Here is a 17,358-nt window from a genome sequence, read left to right on the forward strand (position 1 = left end):
ACTCCGGGCGTTGTGGACAACTCGGGGCGGAGCGCCGAGGGCTGTGGGCGGGGTGTGCTAGGAACCGGACCCCGGACCCCGCCCCTGATCGGCGAGTTTCTTCAGCATCGCGTTGTAGGCGTTCAGATCCGCGTCGCCCGAGGCCTCCTCGCGGCGATCCCGGCGCCGCGCCTCCCGCTCGTCCTGGCGGGCCCACTGCACCAGCAGCGCGACGAGCACCAGCAGCACCGGCAACTCACCGGACGCCCACGCGATCCCGCCGCCGAGCCGCTGGTCGGTCAGCAGGTCGGTGACCCACGGCAGTTTCAGCCCGCGGTAGAAGTCCTGCCCGAGCACGGTCTGCATGCTCATCAGCGCGATCCCGAAGAACGCGTGGAACGGCATGGCGGCGAACATCATCCCCAGCCGTCCCAGCGGCGGGAGCCGTCGCGGCGCCGGGTCGACCCCGATCACCGGCCAGTAGAAGACGTAACCGGCGAGCAGGAAATGCGCGTTCATCGCCAGATGCGCCCAGTGGTAGTTCAGCGCGGCGTCGAACAGGCCCGAGAAGTACAGACCGTAGAAGGAACCGACGAACAGCAGCAGCGCGACGATCGGATGCGTCAGGAACCGTGAAAGCGGCGAGTGCACGAACGCGAGCAGCCATTCACGCGGTCCGGGCGGGGCGTCCTTGCCCGCTGTGGGCAACGCGCGCAGGGCGAGCGTCACGGGTCCGCCGAGCACGAACAGCACCGGCGCCACCATGGACAGCAGCATGTGGTTGCCCATGTGCACGCTGAACATCGCGGGCGCGTACCGCCCGATGCCGGACGACGTCGCGATCAGCAGCACGAAACAGCCCGCGAGCCACGCGACCGTCCGGCCGGTGGCCCAGGTGTCGCCGCGACGGCGCAACCGTCGCACCCCGGCAAGGTACAGCCCGGCGAGAACGATCGCGAGGGTCCCGTAGACGAGGTCGAACCGCCAATCCGTGAGCAGCCGGAGCACGGTTGGCGGACCGTGGAGGTCGTAGCCGATCAGCAGTTCGGTGGTCGACGGCTGGGTGAGCGATTCCTGCGGCGGAGGGGTCTTCGCGAGCCCGGTGGCGATGCCGATCGTGATGAACATGATCAGCACCTCGACCGCGGCGAGCCGCAGCAGCTGACCCCCGCCGGCGCCGTTCACCAGCCCGGCGACGCCCTTCTGCCGTTGCTGATGCCCGAAGACACCGAGCAGCAGCAACGCGACGATCTTCGCGACCACCAGCAGGCCGTAGTCCGTGGTGAACAGGTCGGCGATCCTGATCCGCACGAGCGCGTTGACGATGCCGGAGACCGCCATCACGATCCAGCAGATCAGTGCCAGCTTGGAAAACCGGGTCGCGGCGAGCTTGAGGTTCTCGCCGCGTCGCCAGCCGAGCGCGAGCAGCGCCACGAGCCCGCCGACCCACAGCGCGGCGGCGACCAGGTGGTACAGCAGGCTGTTGGTCGCCATGTCGTGCGAGCCGCCGCTCGCGGAATGCCCCGTGACCGCGACCGGCACGAGACCGCCGACGGACAGGAAGAACACGACCGTCGTCCAGCCCCAGGTCAGCGCGAGACGGCAGCCGAGCGCGACCAGCAGCGCGATCAACGCGGTGAACAGCCAGGCCTTGGGCTGCTCGATGGCGTCCACGAGGTCGATCAGCACCTGCGGCGACAGCACCTCGGTGAAGGGACGCCCCGCGCCGTCCGCGGCCGAGAAGAAGATCGACGCGGCGGCGGCGAAGAACCAGACCCACGCGGCGACACCCGCGACGCGGATGGCCGCGTAACCGTCGGCCGCGAGCGTGCCGGACTTCTGCGGCGGGACGAGGAACGCGGCGAGCAGCAGCGAACCCACGCACAGCACCGAAGCCGCCTCGGCCAGCACGCGGACGACGGTGATGCCGTAGCGCGTCACCAGGCCAGGGTCCGGGAGTCCGGCGATGACGTAACCGGCGCCACCGGTCAGCGCGACCAGGCCGACGGCCACCACCGCGGCCAGGAGCGCCCCGATCGACACCAGCGGCAGGACACCGGCCTTCCGCGCGGGTGGGGCCGGTTTCGTCTCGGGGTCTGAAGGCACGTCACGAGGGTATGCCGGACGCGCAACCGGCAAGATGGCGGCGTGCGGATCATCCTGCTGAGGCACGCCGAGTCGCTCGGCAACGTCGACGAGCTCGCCTACACCCGGATCCCCGACCACGCGCTGCCGCTCACCGAAGCCGGCCGCGAGCAGGCCAGGCTGGCGGGCCCGGAGATCGAGGACCTGCTCGAAGGGCGGCGCCCGGCGGTCTATGTGAGCCCGTACCTGCGGACGCGGGAAACGTTGCGGCTCATGGACATTCGTGATTCCTGCGAGCGGATCGTGCCGGAGCCGAGACTGCGGGAACAGGACTGGGGCAACCTCCAGGATCCACGGGAGCAAGAGGTCCAGAAACAACGGCGTCACGAGTTCGGGCACTTCTTCTACCGGCTGCCGTTCGGCGAGTCCGGCGCGGACGTGGACGACCGGGTCGCCGCGTTCCTCAGCGAACTGGCGGCCTGCGGCGAAGATCACCCCGAAACCGTGCTGGTCGTCTCACACGGGCTGACCATCCGGCTGTTGTGCCGCCGGCTGTTCGGCTGGAGCATCGAGCTGTTCGAGTCCCTGTCCAACCCGACGACCTGCGAGTACCGGGTCGTCGAGCGGGTGGGCGACAAATGGACGCTCGACCGTCCGTTCCGTCAGTGGCGGGACTCACCCGACGGGGAGACGCAGGACTGAGGGAGCCAGGAGCACCACTCTCGTTCCGAGTCCCGGGCTGGATTCGATCCGGGCGAAACCGCCGATCTCCGCCATCCGCGCGATGATCGAGTTCTCGAGGCCGAAGCCGCGCCGCCGGTCGCCGACGTCGAATCCGGCGCCGTGATCGCGCACCGTCAGGGAAACCCCGCCGCCGATCTCCTCGACGCTGACCACGGCCCGCCTGGTCCCGGAGTGCTTCAACGTGTTCCGCAAGGCCTCCCTGACCGAATCGTGCAGTGCCACGGCCGCTTCCTCGGCGAGTTCCGGAGCGCAGTCGTCCTGGATGACCACCTCGGCCCGCAACCCCTCTGCGGCCATTTCGGCGGCGAGCAGCCGCAGCCGTTGATGCAGTCCCATTCCCTCGGCGGGTTCGTGTTCGAGGCTGATCCGGATGCGCATCGCCTGGGCGCGAGCGGTCCGGCGGACGCGGTCGAGGCTGGCCGCCGGGTCGAGTTCGTCGGCGGGCGCGGGGATCGCGAACGACTCCATCACCTGCAGGACGGTGTCGTGGACGTCGCGGCGATGCCGTTCGCGTTCCGCCGCCCGGCCCTGTTGCTCCCCGAAGCCGAGCGCGAACCGCATCGAAGCGCCGACCACGCCGACGATCGCGAGCGACGCCACGAGCGCGGTCGCGAGGGTGAGCAGGAGACCGAGCGGCGAGCCGAAGTGCAGCACGACGTTCAGCAGCACCGCGCCCCCGATGGCCAGCGCCCCCGCGAGCGCGCCACGCAGCAGGGCGCAGATCATCACCGTGCCCATCAGATGGGTCCAGGTGATCGACGTGATCGCGCCGTCCTGCGGGAACGGCGCGGCCATCAGGACGAACAGCGCGGCGAACACCGCGTCCGCCACCGGAACCAGCCGCGTCCCGGCCGGGGGACGGCGGAAGATCCAAACGGCTTCGGCGACGTTCGGCACCAGATGCAGCAGCACGAACATCCACAGCACCGAACCACCGGTGCCCGCCGTCCACAGCGCCTGCGCCAGCATCACCAGCCGGAACGCCACCGGGACCAGGATGAGCCAGGGCAACGTGGTCTGCACCAGCCGCGCCGGAATCCCGGCGCCCCCTCCGAGCATCAGCACCCTCACGCCGCCCTCCCCCGGATCAGCCTTCCTGAAATGATGACAAAGTCGCATTCATTTCAGTTTACCGAGCAATCAGCTTGCCCGGGCCCCGGCGAGGATGTCAACGGGCGACGGGTTCGGCGGCCTCCTCCCGGTTCCGCGCCCGCGCCGCGGCCACCGCGGACGGCACGATCAGCGCGGCGGTCAAGCCGACGAAGAGGAACGACACCGAAAGCGACGTCACCTGCGCGATCCCGCCGATCAGCGGCGGCCCGGCGAGGAAGCCGGTGTAGGCGATCGCCGTGACGAACGCCAGCTCCCGCTCGCCTCCGGTGCCGTCGGCGCGTTTCCCCGACGCGCCCGCGAGACTCAAGGCTATCGGGAAGGCCGCGGCCAGCCCGGCACCCGCCAGCGCGAAGCCGATGAACCCGAACACCGGCAGACTCGCCACCGCGGCGAGCACCAGACCCGCCGCCGCGATCCCGGCGCCGACCGCGAGCGCCCGCGTCGCGCCGAAACGGTTCTGCAGCCAGGCACCCGCGAGCCGGGCGAGCGCCATGGCCAGGGCGAATCCCGAATAGGCGAAGGCCGCGGCGCCGTCGCCGACCCCGTGCACGGACGTCATCAGCAGGGCGGACCAGTCCGAACTCGCACCCTCGGCGATGGCCGAGAACAACGCGATGGCGGCCAGCAGCCAGAGGACGGGACGTTTGATCGGTGGCACACGCGGTTTCCCGACGGGCTCGGTGTGCACGGGCCGCGCGCCGGGCACGGCCGTGATCACGAAGGCCAGCACGACCAGCGCGGACAGCGCGGCGACCGTGAGATGCCGTCCCGGCGACCACTGATGTGACGCGGCGAATCCGGCGGCGACGGAGCCCGCCAACGCGCCGAAGCTGAAGCCGGCGTGCAGGGTCGGCATGATGGCCCGCCCGGATCGGCGTTCCACCTCGACTCCCGCGACGTTCATCGCCACGTCCAGCGCGCCGACGCTCGCACCGAGGACGAACAGCGCCCCGGCGAGCAGGGCGACCGACGTCGAGAAGCCGATCATCGGCAACGCGGCGCAGGCGATGATCGTGCTGCCCGCGACCACCGCGCGGGCGCCGTGGCGTTCGATCAGCCGCCCCGAAACCGACGCCGCGATCAGCATGCCGACGCTGGCGCCCAGCAGGGCCAGCCCGAAAACGCCCGGTGAGGCGTTCACCCTTTCCGACAACGCCGGAGTCCGCGGCGCCCAGGAGCCGAGCGCGGCCCCGTTGAGCGCGAACACGACGAAAACGGCCGTACGGTCACGCATAGACCCCAGTCTCCTTCCGATTCCTCTTCCCCCAGAATGACTTAAGCGCTTCAGAAAGTCCACCGGCGTTCCCCCGGACTACACTGCGCCGGTGACCAGCACGCGACGGCGAAGGCCGACGTTGGACGATGTCGCCGACGCCGTCGGGGTGTCGCGGGCGACCGTGTCCAACGCCTACAACCGGCCCGATCAGCTGTCCGCCCAGCTGCGGGACGAGGTGCTTCGCGCGGCCAAGAAGATCGGGTACGCGGGGCCGAACCCGACCGCGCGCAGTCTCGCGACCAGCCGCACCGGCGCGATCGCCGTCCTGCTCGACGCGAACCTTTCGACGGCGTTCTCGGATCCCGCGTTGTCGCTCACCCTCGACGCGCTCTCGACCGTCGTCGACCCCGAAGGCCACGCCCTCCTGCTGCTTCCCGGCGACGGCGAGAGCGGCGGCCCGCGCGCGGAGCGGATCCTGACCGCGCAAGCCGACATCGCTGTGGCGTATTCGCTGGCAGACGGCGCGCCGGCGCTGACCGCGGTCCGCGACCGGGGGATGCCGCTGGTGGTGATCGACCAGCCGCATATCCGCGGTTCGGCCAGGATCGGCGTCGCGGACCGGGCGGGCGCGGCCGCCGCCGCCCGGCATCTGGTGGAACTCGGGCACCGGCGGATCGGGATCTTCTCGGCGCAGTGCCTCTCCGCGCCGCGCGGCGGGGAATTGAGCGTGGCCGAGGCCGGGAACAGCCGGTTCCACGACAACCGCGAGCGGATGGCCGGCTACCTGGAGACGCTGGCAGAAGCGGGGATCCCGGCGGCGGACGTGCCGATCTGGGAGGCGTCCGGGCTCTCGGTCGAGGGGGCGCTGCCGAGTGCGTTCGGCCTGCTCGACCGGCATCCGCGGCCGACGGCGCTGCTGTGCATGTCGGATCTGCTGGCGCTGGCGGCGATCTCGGCGGCCAGACATCTCGGCCTGTCGGTGCCGGGTGATCTTTCCGTCGTCGGCTTCGACGACGTCCCGCCCGCCCGGTGGTCCGAACCACCGCTGACGACCGTCCGGCAGGATCTCGCCGCCAAGGGCCGGGCGGCCGGTGAACTGGTGCTGGGCCTGCTGCGCGGGGAGAAGGTCCCCGCCCCCGCCGAGATACCCGCCGAACTGGTCGTCAGGGACTCCACCGCGCCCGCGTAGCAGCCGCTTTCGGCGAACACAAGGCGCTCCCGGCGATATGTGGACAACTCGCCCCGATCGAGCGGCGCACAACTACTTATCCACAGAAGTAGAAATGCGGGCAGACAAAGCCTTCCCCGCGCGTCATCGTGGAATCACACATTCACCGACGGCGATCCAGCCGCCGATTCACGGGGGAGAACCCAGCCATGCAACGACGTTTGACGAACCTGCGCGCCCGCCTCCCGCACGTGCTCCTGCTCGCCCTGGCGGGCTTGCTGACCAGCGCCGGAGTCGCCGGTGCCGCCACCGCGCCGCCCCAGCCCGGCTGCCAGAAGGGCGAGTTCTGCGTATGGGACGCGGAATCGTACGGCGGCGCGATGCACAAATTCGACCTGCGCACCTCCAATCCCGAGGAATGCATTCCCCTGCCCGAAGGCTTCGACGGGCATTCGTTCGTCAACCGGCTGAGCCGTGACGTGACGATTTACCAGAGCGAGGAATGCACGACGGAGGGAGATTTCATCACCTATCCGGGTGGCGGCACCTACGTACCCCAGGGACCGTTCGTGATCCGCGCCCTCAAGATCTGGGACTGACCACCCCGGCGGTTCGTGCCGATCGCTCGCGGAAGAGTCGACTCGCGACCTGCATGAACCCAGGGGCCGCTCCCCCGAAGCGGCCCCGGCCCGTGAGCGCGTCACCCCGCGTCGTGACGCGCTCACGGGTGTTCCAAAAAACGGTGGGCTCGACCTGAAACGATCTGGCGGTGTCGAACGATCGACAGGTTGGCGACGGCTAAGCTGCCGATGCTGGGCGACACCCAACGTCGCCGACGTCGGCCCTCGTAGCTCAGCTGGATAGAGCAAGAGCCTTCTAATCTCTAGGTCGCAGGTTCAAGTCCTGCCGGGGGCACGTCGCAGAGGAGAACGGGATCGGAGGGGCCGGACAGGCCCCTCCTCCCGGGGCGTCGTTTCAGGCCGTCCGCTCGATCGTCGGCCTCGACATGGAACGTCTCCCCCTGACGGCCTGGTCTCCGTACAGCCGGGCTGCTCAGCCGCCGGTTCCGCCGAGCGTCGAAGTCGGCGGGCACGGATTCGTCATGGAGCGCTGTGACGGGGAACTCAGGCGGTGGGGGCTAGCGTGGGGTAGTCGGTGTAGCCGCGAGCGTCACCGCCATAGAACGTTTCCGGATCAGGCGGATTGAGTTCCGCCGCGTTGCGTAACCGGTACGGTAAGTCGGGATTGGCCAGGAACTGCCTGCCGAAGGCGATCAAGTCCGCGCCTTCGTCCAGCACCCGCCGGACCAGGCGGAGGGTCGGCTCGGTGCCGAGTTCCCCGGTTCCCGGATTCACGATCAGTGTCGATGGCCAACGCCGCCGGATCATCCGAGCGATCGCCGGGTCGGAGCCGACCACCAGGTGCACGTACGCCAGTCCGATCGAGGAGAGGACGTCGATGAGTTCCGAGTAGATCCGTTCCGCGTCCCCTTCGGCCATGTCGTTGATGCCGAAGCGAGGCGAGAGCCGGATGCCGACCCTGCCGGCGCCGATCGCGTCCCCGACCGCTTCGGCGACCTCTCGGACGAACCGGACACGGTTCGCCGGCGTTCCGCCGTACCTGTCGACCCGCTTGTTCGTGCGATCGGCGAGAAACTGGTGCAGTAGATATCCGTTCGCCCCGTGCAGTTCGACGCCGTCGAAACCGGCCCGGATCGCCGCGCGCGCAGCACTCGCGAAGTCTTGAACGGTCGCGGCGATCTCGTCCGGGCGCAGAGCGCGCGGAGTCACGTAGTCGCGCTTGCCCTGATATGTGCTCGCCTGCCCGGCCGGGCGGATCGCCGACGGCGCCACCGGCAGGTGTCCGTCGCGCAGCGACGGGTGGCCGATCCGGCCGGAGTGGGCGAGCTGCACCAAGAACCGGCCGCCTGCCGCGTGCACCTCGTCGGTGACCCGACGCCAATGCCGTACATGCTCCTCGGTATGCAGATGCGGGCAGTTCGGGTGGCCCTGCGCGATCCAGTTCGGGTGCGTGCTCTCACTGATGATCAGGCCTGCCGACGCGCGCTGCGCGTAGTAGGCAGGCGCGTGCTCGGACGGGTGGCCCGCGACCGTCGCGCGGCACCGCCCCATGGGGGACATGACCAGTCGGTTCGGCGCCACGATGCCGCCGACCTCGACCTCGTCGAAAAGATCTTTCACAGTCGCCTCCCGATCCTGGCAAGAAAGTACTTCCACTTTCACCGCGCGCGATCCTGGCCGGGTAGAGCCGTGGTCTCGGCCAAGGTTCGCGCGAGCAACGCGACCGCGTTGCGATGCAAGGGAAAGTCGGTTCCCGGCGGCACCATCCTCCGATCCACCGCGAGCCGAGTGACACGGGCGGTGACGAGTGCGAAGCGAAAGCCCGCGAAAACCTCGTAATAGCCCAGATCCCGCACCGGCCTGCCGAGTCGGCGCTCGTAGTACGCCAAGGTTTCGGCGCGATCGGGCCACCCGGTCAGCCGAGGCACGCCGATCCCCTCGCTCAGATTGCGATCCAGGTAGAGGTACCAGGCCAGGTCGACTTCCGGCTGGCCGATCGCGGCCATCTCCCAATCCAGGACGGCGACCGGGGTCGTCCCGTCGAAGATGAGGTTGCCGATCCTCGCGTCGCCCCACACCAGTCCGGGTTCGACCGGATCTCCGGGGTCGTGGGTACGGAGCCAGTCCAGCGCCGTTGAAACCACTTCGTCATCGGCGCAGCCGAAGAAGCCGAGTTGCCCGGCATATCGGTCGAGGTGTCGCGCTGTGCTGGTTCGCCAGGCACCGCCCGCGTCGAGCAGACCGGCTCCCACCGAGCCGAGGGGAAGCAGATGGATCCGGGCCAGCATGTCGACCCCGGCGAACCACAGCCGGCGTCTCGCCGGTTCCGGCAGCTCGGCGACCCATCCTTGCCGGTGATAAGAGGGATAGTCACTCGGAACCCGCCCATCGACCCAGTCCTGTACCAGGAACGGGGCGCCCAGCACCGATGGATCGGGCTCGTAGTCCCGCAGCCCTGGCACCGGCAGGTCACTTTCCTTGTCAAGGACGCGCAGCACTTCCACCTGCTCCGCGAACCTGTCCCACGGGTACACCCGGTGCACCGTCGGCGCGACCCGGATCACCAGCCGTTCGCCGGCGCCCGCACGTCGCAGGTCGACGATCAGCGTCTCGGTGGAGAACCCCGACCCCGGCACCGAAACGCTCGTTACCGTACACCTCGGGTCGCGTTCACCGAACCAGCTCGCGAGTCGCTCCAGCGTGCGCGCCGGATCGCGTTGCTGCGGCACCGCCACGATCAGGCCCTCGGCAGAGTCGGTGAGGGCGGGGGAACGAAACGACCGGCGTCGGCGAGATGCAGGCTGGTCAAGAAGCCCGCGACACCGGCGGCGCCGCACATGTACCCGGTATAGGCCGCGACCGCCCACGGTTCGTGCCGGTTCGCCGCGTCGTACCAGCACCGGCCGCCGTCCTCCGCCGGGGTCGACCGTGCGATCAGCTGCCCGCCGAGTTCGCGCGCGTACTGGAGGTACTCGGATTCACCGGTGAGCGCCCAGGCACGCAGGAGAAATTCTCCGATTCCCGCGGTGCCGCAACATTGTGAGACCACGTTCCAGTAGCCGGGGCTCTGCCGGGTCAACGGATCGGCGCCGAGCACGCCGTCCGCGAACCGTCGCACCCAATCCAGCCATTCGTCCGCACCGGTGGTCAGGTGGAGCTGGTGGAACAGTTTCGCCGTGCCCGCCGGGCCGTGGCAATGACCGAGGTAGAACAGGTCGGTGCCGCCGGGTTCGTGATGGAACAGCAACGCTCCCTGTCCGGTCCCGACGGCGATGTCGGCGAGATGTCGTGCCGCGGCGACCGCTGCTTCCCCGAACTCCGGATCTCCGGTCACGGCGTGCAACCGGGCGAGGGCGAAGCCGACGCCCGCGGTGCCGAACTCGAAGTTCGGCAGGTACATCTCGGGGGCCGCGGGCCAGCGCAGGCCTCCTTCGCCCACCGGCTCGGCGATCTCCACCAGCCGCTTGCCCGCCACCACGGCCGTCTCCACCGGCGCCGGATCGTCCAGCACCTCAGCCGCGTGCAGCAACGAAAGCAGCACACCCGAATCCCCTCGGGCGACGCCGGCCTGGCCGGTCCAGCCCGGCCCGGCGTGCTGAGTGAGGAACACGGCCGCCTCCCGCGCGGCGTGCGCGTAACGCTCTTCTCCGGTGACTCGCCACATCTCGAGCAAGGCGAACATCTCGCCGGGTAACCCCTCGTACATCGAGAACCGGAGGTCGGTGCCCTCACCGGTACTCCGCGCCGCGCTCTCCATTCGCCATGACGCCGCGATCTCGTCCGCCCCGGCGATCGCATCGTCCATAATGGACTTATCGGGAACAGCGTCCGCGAGACGCAGTAAGAACAACACGATCCCCGCGGTACCACCGTAGAGACCGTGCGGGGAATGCGCGACAAAGGGAGGACGGGCGGCCGGATCGGCGGGGTCGGCAGGCCAGTAGCGCCCGGCCTCGGTCGGCACCGCGACCTTGCGGAGCCAATTCACGGTTTCGAAAGCCGCCGTCGCGGGGTCCGCCGCGCTGCCCCGGGTCCATGGCGCGTACGCCGTGTCGGTCATGTCCGCGTTTCCTCCTCGTCGTCGGGGACGTTCCTGGCGATCACGTCATCCGGCGACGGCAACGCCGAGATGAGCTCCTTGGTGTAGGGCTGTTGCGGGTTCACGAACACGCTTTCGGCCGCCGCCGCTTCGATGATCTGGCCGTCCTTCATCACCGCGACCCGATCGCTGACGTGACGCACCACCCCGAGATCGTGCGAGATGAACAACATCGCGGTGCCGAGTTCGGCCTGCAGATCGGCGAGCAGGTCGAGGATCTGGGCCTGCACCGAGACGTCCAGCGCCGAAACCGGCTCGTCGCAAAGAAGCACCCGCGGCGAGCAGGCGAGTGCCCTGGCGATGGCCACCCGTTGCCGCTGCCCGCCGGACAGCTCGGCCGGGCGGCGGCGCAGCAACGCGGCGGGCAGCCGTACCAGGTCCATCAGCTCGCGGATCCTCGCCGCGCGGACGGCACGTCCGCCCGGAAGCGCCTCACCGAGCAGCCCGGCGATGGTGAATCGTGGGTCGAACGAACCTGCCGGGTCCTGCTGCACCGCCTGGATCACATGCCTGCGCGGGCGGCGGGACCGTTCCGATCCCACGCTCCACGGTTCGCCCGCCAGCCACACCGTGCCGTGATCCGGTTTCAGCAGACCGAGCACCATCCTCGCGGTGGTGGTCTTGCCGGAGCCGGACTCACCGACGACGCCGAGTGTCTCCCCGTCGGAGAGGGTGAAGGACACGTCCCGGACCGCTGGGCGGTATCGGCCGTCGGGAGCCAGGAAGGACTTCCCCAACCGGTCCACGACCAGCACCGGCCCGCCGGGCCGGGGTTCGGGAGCGGCGGTCCGTCCGAGTGGTTCGGCACCGGACAGCCTGCTGCCTTTGGCATGGGTGGACGGCACCGCGGCGAGCAGGTCCCTCGTGTACTGCGCGTCGGGTTCACGCAGCACACGCACCGCCGGGCCGTACTCGACCACAGCCCCCTCGGAGAGCACCGCGATCCGGTCCGCCAGCCGGGCCACCACCGCCAGGTCGTGGCTGATCAGCAACACCGCGGTACCCGCGTCCCGAAGCTCACCGAACAGGTCGAGCACCTGTCGCTGCACGGTCACGTCCAGCGCGGTGGTCGGTTCGTCCGCGATCAGCAACGACGGACGACCGGCCAGTGCCGCGGCGATCAGTGCCCGTTGCCGCTGACCACCGGAAAGCTGGAAGGTGTACTGCTGTGCCTTGATTTCCGGCGAAGGCAGTCCGGCACGTGACAGCAGTGAGCCCACTTCGGCATTCAGCGCGGACCGCTCGACGACCGTGTGTATCCGCAGGGTTTCCGCCACCTCCCGGCCCACCCGCCGCAACGGGTCGAGGGAGGTCATCGCATCCTGATGGACGAGACCGATCCGCCTGCCCCGTAGTCGGCGCCATTCCGGCTCCCCGAGTGCGCTGAGATCGTGCCCGTCGAAGGAAAGCCGTCGTGCGGCCACGGAACTTCCCGGCCCGGCGAGGCCCAGCAGAGCCCTGGCGGTGACACTCTTGCCCGAACCGGATTCGCCCACCAGCGCGACGCATTCGCCGGGCGCGACGGTGAACGACACGTCCCGCACCGCTTGGGTGCGCCCGAACGAGACGGCGAGCCGTTCCACCTCCAGCCCGCCGGCCTCCCCCGCGCTCACGACTGACCTGTCCTGTCGAACCGCGCCCGCAGGTAGCGGCCGAGCACCGTGGTGGCGACCACGGTCAGGGTCACCGTGCAGCCGGGGAACACCGCCATCCACCAGGCGACCTGCACGTATCCGCTGGCCTCGGCGAGCAGTGTGCCCCATTCCGGGTCCGGCGGGGCCGGTCCGAGGCCGAGGAAGCTCAGTGACGAACCGTGGATGATCGCGGTCCCGGTGCCGATGGTGGCCAGCACCATCAGCGGGCTGATCGCGTTCGGGATCACATGCCTCATCACGATCCGCATCCCGGTCAGGCCGAGCCCCACCGAAGCCTCGACGTACCCGGACTCGCGCACCGCGAGCACCTGGCCGCGCACCAGCCGCGCATAGGGCGGAACCGCGGAAACCGCGATCGCGATCAGCACGTTCGACTGGCCTTTGCCGAGCACCGCGATCACCAGCAAGGCCAGCATCAGGCCCGGCAAGGCGAGCAGCACGTCGACGAACCGCATCAGCACCGTATCCGCGATCCGCCCGCCCATTCCGGCGAGCAGCCCGAGCAGGCCGCCGCACAGGACGGCGAGCGCGGTACCGCCGAAACCGACCAGCAGCGAGTCCCGGGCGCCGGCGACGACCCGGGTGTAGACGTCCCGGCCGAGCTGATCGGTACCGAACGGGTGCTGCCAGCTCGGCGAACGCAGGGCGTTCACCGGATCCGTGGCCAGCGGGGAACCACCGGCGAGCAGCTCGGGCCACAATGCGGCCAGCAATACCAGTGCGAACAACGCGGCCGCCAGGATCGGCGCCCAGAGCCGCCTCGCGGTTTCGCCCCGGACCGGCACGTCCGGCAGATCGAGTGTCGTCATAGCGGCATCACCCCGTCGTGATCGGCCTGCGGATCGGGGCGGTAGGCCCGCCCGGCGGCGATGACCATGCGCACTTCACGCAGATCCGAGATCTCGGCCAGCGGGTCGCCCTCGACGACGAGCAGATCCGCTGCCATGCCGGTCGCTATCCGGCCGGTGCTGTCGCCGATCCCCAGCGCCTCCGCGGCCCTCGCGGTCGCCATCTCGATGATCTCCTGGACCGGGAATCCCGCTTCCCGGAATCCTTCCAAACCATCCACAAAGGACTCGAAGGGAGCGCCGAGAACGCCGGCGTCGGTGCCAGCGATCATGCGTACCCCGTGCGCGCGCATGGTGCGCAACCGGTCCAGATACGCTTCGAACTCCGCCGCCCCGAGTCGTTCCCGCGACGACCTCCAGCGCGCGCTGACCGTGGGGCACACCCAGAGGCCGCGGGCGGCGAGATCCGCGACCACGTCCAGCCGCAGGTCCCTCCCGCCAGCCTCGGTCAGCCAGCTCGCGTGTTCCACACTGTGTACCCCGGCCCGGACGGCCAGCTCGATCCCCTCGACGCCGTGCGCGTGCGCGGCGACCGGACAACCGAACCGGGCGGCCTCCGCCACGACCACCGCCAGTTCCCGCTCGGTGAACTGCGTCCGCCACGGTGGCGGGCCGTCGGGAGTGATACCGCCCCCGGTGACCATGACCTTCACCAGGTCGGCACCATCACGCACCAGTCGCCGTACCGCGCGCCGCAGGGCGACCTCACCATCCGCCTCACCGCCGAGCTGCCAGCAATGCCCGCCGGTGATGGTGATCGGCGTCCCGGCCGCGACGATCCTCGGCCCGGCGACCGTACCCTCGGCGATCTCGTCCCGCAATCGGATCGCCAGCCCGTCGCGGTCGCCGAGGTCGCGCACGGTGGTCACCCCGGCGGCCAGCAGCCTGCGGGCACGTCCGGCCATCCGCATGCCGAGCACCGCGTCCGGGGTGTTCGCCGCCGTTGCCTGCGCCTCCGGCCCGGTGTCGAACGCGAGGTGCACGTGGGCGTCGATCAAACCCGGCAGGATCGTGCACCGCGGAAAACCGAACCGGGCCACCGAACCGGGCGCGTCGGCGATCACCGAAGCCCGGTCGCCCACCGCGGCGATCAACCCGTCTCGAACCCGGACCGCGCCGTCCGGGATCCACTCACCGGCGCCGGTCAGCACCTTGGGGGCGGAAAGCACCATGTCCATCGCGCCTACCTTCGCCGCAACCGGGGATCGATGACCCGATACAACAGATCGACGATCATGTTCAGCACCACGAACACCACCGCGGACAACACCACGACTGCGGTCACCACCGGCGTGTCCTTGTTGATCACCGCGCGGAGGATGACCTGCCCGAGTCCGGGCCGCGCGAAAACCGACTCCACCACGACCGATCCGCCGAAGAGGCTGCCGAACAGCCATCCGGAAAGGGTGACCAGAGGGAGCAAGGCGTGCCGAAGCACATGCCGGGTGCGCAGCCAGGTTTCGGACGCGCCGCGGGCCCGTACGGTCAGCACGAACGGTTCGGACAGGGCCCGCTCGACACTGTCGCGCAGTACTTGGGCGAGCACCGCGCCGAGCGGGATCGCCATGGACAGCACCGGCAGCACCAGCGCGTACGGGCCGTCCGCGCCGGAGACCGGGAACAGCTTCAACCCGAACGAAAAGAACGTCAGCAGCAGCACGGCGAGCCAGAACGGCGGGGTCGAGGCGGCCAGCAGTTCGAGCCCGTTGCTGGTCGCGCGCAACGCCTTGTTCCGCCCCGCGGTGAACACCGCGACCACGATCGCACCGGCGATCGCCAAGGTGCCCGCCGCGAGCGCGAGTTCGACGGTCGAGCCGAGCTGGCTGCCGATCACCTCGGCGACCGGCTGCTGCAGCTGGTAAGACCGGCCGAGGTCACCACTGGCCAGTGCGCCGAGCTGAGCCAGGTACTGCAACACCAGCGGCCGGTCCAGGCCGAGGTCCTTCCGAATCGTCTCGAGCGTCTGCGGGGACACCGGATTGCCGCCGACCAGTGTGGTCACCGGGTCTCCTTCACCGGCGTGCAACCCGAAGAAGCAGAGGGTCACCGCGCCGACGACCACCACGACCACCCAGGCGAACCGTCCGGCCAGCCACCACATCGTGCTTATCACCTGGACACCCATGTCTTGTGGAATCGCGGGTACGCCTGCGCGTCCGACACGATTCCGTGGACGGTCGTCTCCGCCGCCACCACGTAGGACGGCACGTAGACCGGCACGATCACGGCGTGATCGACCACGAACTTCTGGATGTCCGTGTACGACCGGTTCCGGGCGGCGTCATCGGTGGCGAAAAGACTGCTCTTGACCGTCGCGTCCAGCCCCGGATCGGTGATCCGCGCGTAGTTCTGTCCCCCGGGAGGCAGCGCGTCGGCCCCGAAGCTCGATCGGAGGATCGCACCGTCGTGGCGGTTCCAGCTCATCGCGTTGATGTCGTAGTCGCCGCTGATCCGCTGGGCGGTGTACTGACCTGGCGGACTCGGCACGCGCACCACGTCGAAGCCTGCCTTCTTCGCCTCGGCCTGGATTCCCTGGCCGAGGATGTCACGTTGTTCGCGCTGGCCGAGCTGGCCCAGCGGCCACATCACCCGCAACGGCGTTCCGTCCTTGACCCGGTTTCCGTCCGGATCCCGTCCGGTCCAGCCCGCTTCGTCGAGCAGCCGGTTCGCCAGTGCCGGGTCGAATCGCCAGCGGCCCTCGGTTTCCCGGTCGTAGCCGGGAGTGCTCGGCGAGAGCGGACTCCAAGCTCTCTTGTTCTGTCCGAAGTAGACACCGCTGACGATGCCGTCCAAGTCGAGGACCCGCTGGAACGCGATTCGCACCCGCTCGTCGTCGAACGGTGGTCTCGTCACGTTCAGATGCAGGTTGTATGCCATCCCCGGCTGATCCAGCGTGGTCAGCCGAAGCGCCCGGTTGTCCCGGACCACGGACGATCGCACGGGCGGCACATTGGTGATCGCGTCCACCTGGCCGCTCGTGAGCGCGCCGAGCCGGACCGAATCGTCCGGCAGGAAACGGAACACGAGCCGATCGAGAAACGCCGGGCCGGTGTGTCCTTCGATCGCCGGGCCCCAGGTGTAGCCGGGATTCTTCCGTAGCTCGATGCTCTGCTGGCGCTGATGCGCCTCGAACACGAACGGACCGCTGCCGACCGGCTTGGCACAAAGCTTCTCCGGTGCTTCGCTGATCGCCTTCGGTGATTGCATGCCGAGGAACGTCTGGCTCGCGGCCTGCAGGAAACCGCCGACCGGCCCGTCGAATCGCACGCGCGCCGCCAGCGGGCCGAGGACGTCGGTGCCCGCGTACCGGCCGAGCAGGCTGGCCGCGTAGTACGAGCGGGTGGCGGGTGCCGCGATGTGGTCGAAATTCGCCTTGACCGCCGCCGCGTCGAACGGTGTGCCGTCGTGAAACGACACCCCGGTGCGCAGCTGGAAGGTGACACTGTGCCCGTCCGCGCCGACCGTCCAGGAGTCGGCGAGCCAGGGATGCAGACCGCCGTTCGCGTCCTCGGCGATCAGAGAATCCAGCACTCCCCGGTTGATCATCGCGGTGATGTCCTGCGGGCTGGCATGGGGATCGAGGCAGTCCGGTTCGGCGTCCAGCGCGTAGGTGAGGGTGCCGCCGGCCACCGGCGGCCCGGCGTCGGCCGATTCCGTCGCCCCCGGCCCGGCGCAGGCGGCGGCCAGCAGCAGCAATCCGCCGCCGATAGCGACGATGCGAAGGGCAAGACTTGACGGCATTTCTGCTCCATTCACGATCATCGGCGCGATGGATCACTTTCCCGCGACCGGTGGGCCAAATCGACGATACCGATGGAGAACGATCAGGCAATGGGCGTCCAGTGGTACTGGATCGAGGCTGTACCACCG

At 69.5% G+C, this 17,358-nt stretch carries 14 protein-coding genes and 1 tRNA gene; 4 read left to right on the top strand and 11 right to left on the bottom strand.

The genetic code is table 11. The annotated features are described in order from the left end of the window. Positions 1 to 57 precede the first annotated feature (57 nt). Complete coding sequence (locus tag DMC64_RS38230; RefSeq protein WP_125737494.1) at positions 58 to 2,085, bottom strand: cytochrome c oxidase assembly protein; 2,028 nt, start codon at positions 2,083 to 2,085, stop codon at positions 58 to 60. A 42-nt stretch (positions 2,086 to 2,127) separates the two neighbouring features. Between DMC64_RS38230 and DMC64_RS38235 the strand changes: the two genes are divergently transcribed. Beyond that, on the top strand, positions 2,128 to 2,766 hold the full coding sequence (locus tag DMC64_RS38235; protein ID WP_125737495.1) for a histidine phosphatase family protein: 639 nt from the start codon (positions 2,128 to 2,130) through the stop codon (positions 2,764 to 2,766). Here the strand turns inward: DMC64_RS38235 and DMC64_RS38240 are convergent. Further along, positions 2,740 to 3,873 carry a sensor histidine kinase gene (locus DMC64_RS38240; RefSeq protein ID WP_125737556.1) on the bottom strand — a complete coding sequence of 378 codons (1,134 nt, stop codon included), beginning with the start codon at positions 3,871 to 3,873 and terminating at the stop codon, positions 2,740 to 2,742. The two genes, DMC64_RS38235 and DMC64_RS38240, sit on opposite strands and share 27 nt — an antisense overlap. Before the next feature lie 103 nt (positions 3,874 to 3,976). Continuing rightward, positions 3,977 to 5,155 (bottom strand): MFS transporter, encoded by a 1,179-nt coding sequence (locus DMC64_RS38245; RefSeq protein WP_037347661.1) that lies wholly within the window; start codon positions 5,153 to 5,155, stop codon positions 3,977 to 3,979. 121 nt (positions 5,156 to 5,276) lie between these two features. On the opposite strand from DMC64_RS38245, the gene DMC64_RS38250 reads away from it, so the two are divergent. The 3 genes from DMC64_RS38250 (at position 5,277) to DMC64_RS38260 (ending at position 7,220) form a co-directional block, all read left to right on the top strand. Then, positions 5,277 to 6,326: a LacI family DNA-binding transcriptional regulator gene (locus tag DMC64_RS38250; protein ID WP_125737557.1), complete on the top strand. Its 1,050-nt coding sequence runs from the start codon at positions 5,277 to 5,279 to the stop codon at positions 6,324 to 6,326. A 188-nt stretch (positions 6,327 to 6,514) separates the two neighbouring features. Continuing rightward, the gene (locus DMC64_RS38255) at positions 6,515 to 6,904 is read left to right on the top strand and encodes a peptidase inhibitor family I36 protein (RefSeq protein ID WP_125737496.1); all 390 of its coding nucleotides are present in this window, start codon (positions 6,515 to 6,517) and stop codon (positions 6,902 to 6,904) included. A 242-nt stretch (positions 6,905 to 7,146) separates the two neighbouring features. Further along, positions 7,147 to 7,220 (top strand) — tRNA-Arg (locus tag DMC64_RS38260). 209 nt (positions 7,221 to 7,429) lie between these two features. Here DMC64_RS38260 and DMC64_RS38265 read toward each other — a convergent pair. The 8 genes from DMC64_RS38265 to DMC64_RS38300 all read right to left on the bottom strand — a co-directional run bounded on the left by DMC64_RS38265 (position 7,430) and on the right by DMC64_RS38300 (position 17,229). Next, positions 7,430 to 8,506 carry an alkene reductase gene (locus DMC64_RS38265; RefSeq protein ID WP_037347691.1) on the bottom strand — a complete coding sequence of 359 codons (1,077 nt, stop codon included), beginning with the start codon at positions 8,504 to 8,506 and terminating at the stop codon, positions 7,430 to 7,432. Positions 8,507 to 8,544: 38 nt separating this feature from the next. Then, complete coding sequence (locus DMC64_RS38270; RefSeq protein WP_199755225.1) at positions 8,545 to 9,522, bottom strand: phosphotransferase family protein; 978 nt, start codon at positions 9,520 to 9,522, stop codon at positions 8,545 to 8,547. Positions 9,523 to 9,623: 101 nt separating this feature from the next. Further along, positions 9,624 to 10,946, bottom strand: a complete 1,323-nt coding sequence (locus DMC64_RS38275) for a lanthionine synthetase LanC family protein (protein ID WP_125737498.1) — start codon at positions 10,944 to 10,946, stop codon at positions 9,624 to 9,626. Further along, entirely contained in the window at positions 10,943 to 12,598 is a 1,656-nt protein-coding gene (locus DMC64_RS38280) for an ABC transporter ATP-binding protein (RefSeq protein ID WP_125737499.1), read from the bottom strand. Before DMC64_RS38280 ends, DMC64_RS38275 begins: the two co-directional genes overlap by 4 nt. Continuing rightward, complete coding sequence (locus DMC64_RS38285; RefSeq protein WP_037347693.1) at positions 12,595 to 13,449, bottom strand: ABC transporter permease; 855 nt, start codon at positions 13,447 to 13,449, stop codon at positions 12,595 to 12,597. The genes DMC64_RS38280 and DMC64_RS38285 overlap by 4 nt, the downstream gene beginning before the upstream one ends. Beyond that, entirely contained in the window at positions 13,446 to 14,666 is a 1,221-nt protein-coding gene (locus DMC64_RS38290) for an amidohydrolase family protein (RefSeq protein WP_199755226.1), read from the bottom strand. The genes DMC64_RS38285 and DMC64_RS38290 overlap by 4 nt, the downstream gene beginning before the upstream one ends. Positions 14,667 to 14,671: 5 nt before the next feature. Continuing rightward, a complete protein-coding gene (locus DMC64_RS38295; RefSeq protein ID WP_199755227.1) occupies positions 14,672 to 15,601 on the bottom strand; it encodes an ABC transporter permease in 930 nt (309 codons plus the stop codon). Continuing rightward, on the bottom strand, positions 15,598 to 17,229 hold the full coding sequence (locus DMC64_RS38300) for an ABC transporter substrate-binding protein (RefSeq protein ID WP_158634312.1): 1,632 nt from the start codon (positions 17,227 to 17,229) through the stop codon (positions 15,598 to 15,600). The genes DMC64_RS38295 and DMC64_RS38300 overlap by 4 nt, the downstream gene beginning before the upstream one ends. Positions 17,230 to 17,358: the final 129 nt, after the last annotated feature.

The sequence above is a fragment of the Amycolatopsis sp. WAC 04197 genome (assembly GCF_003947475.1).
Lineage (GTDB): Bacteria > Actinomycetota > Actinomycetes > Mycobacteriales > Pseudonocardiaceae > Amycolatopsis > Amycolatopsis japonica.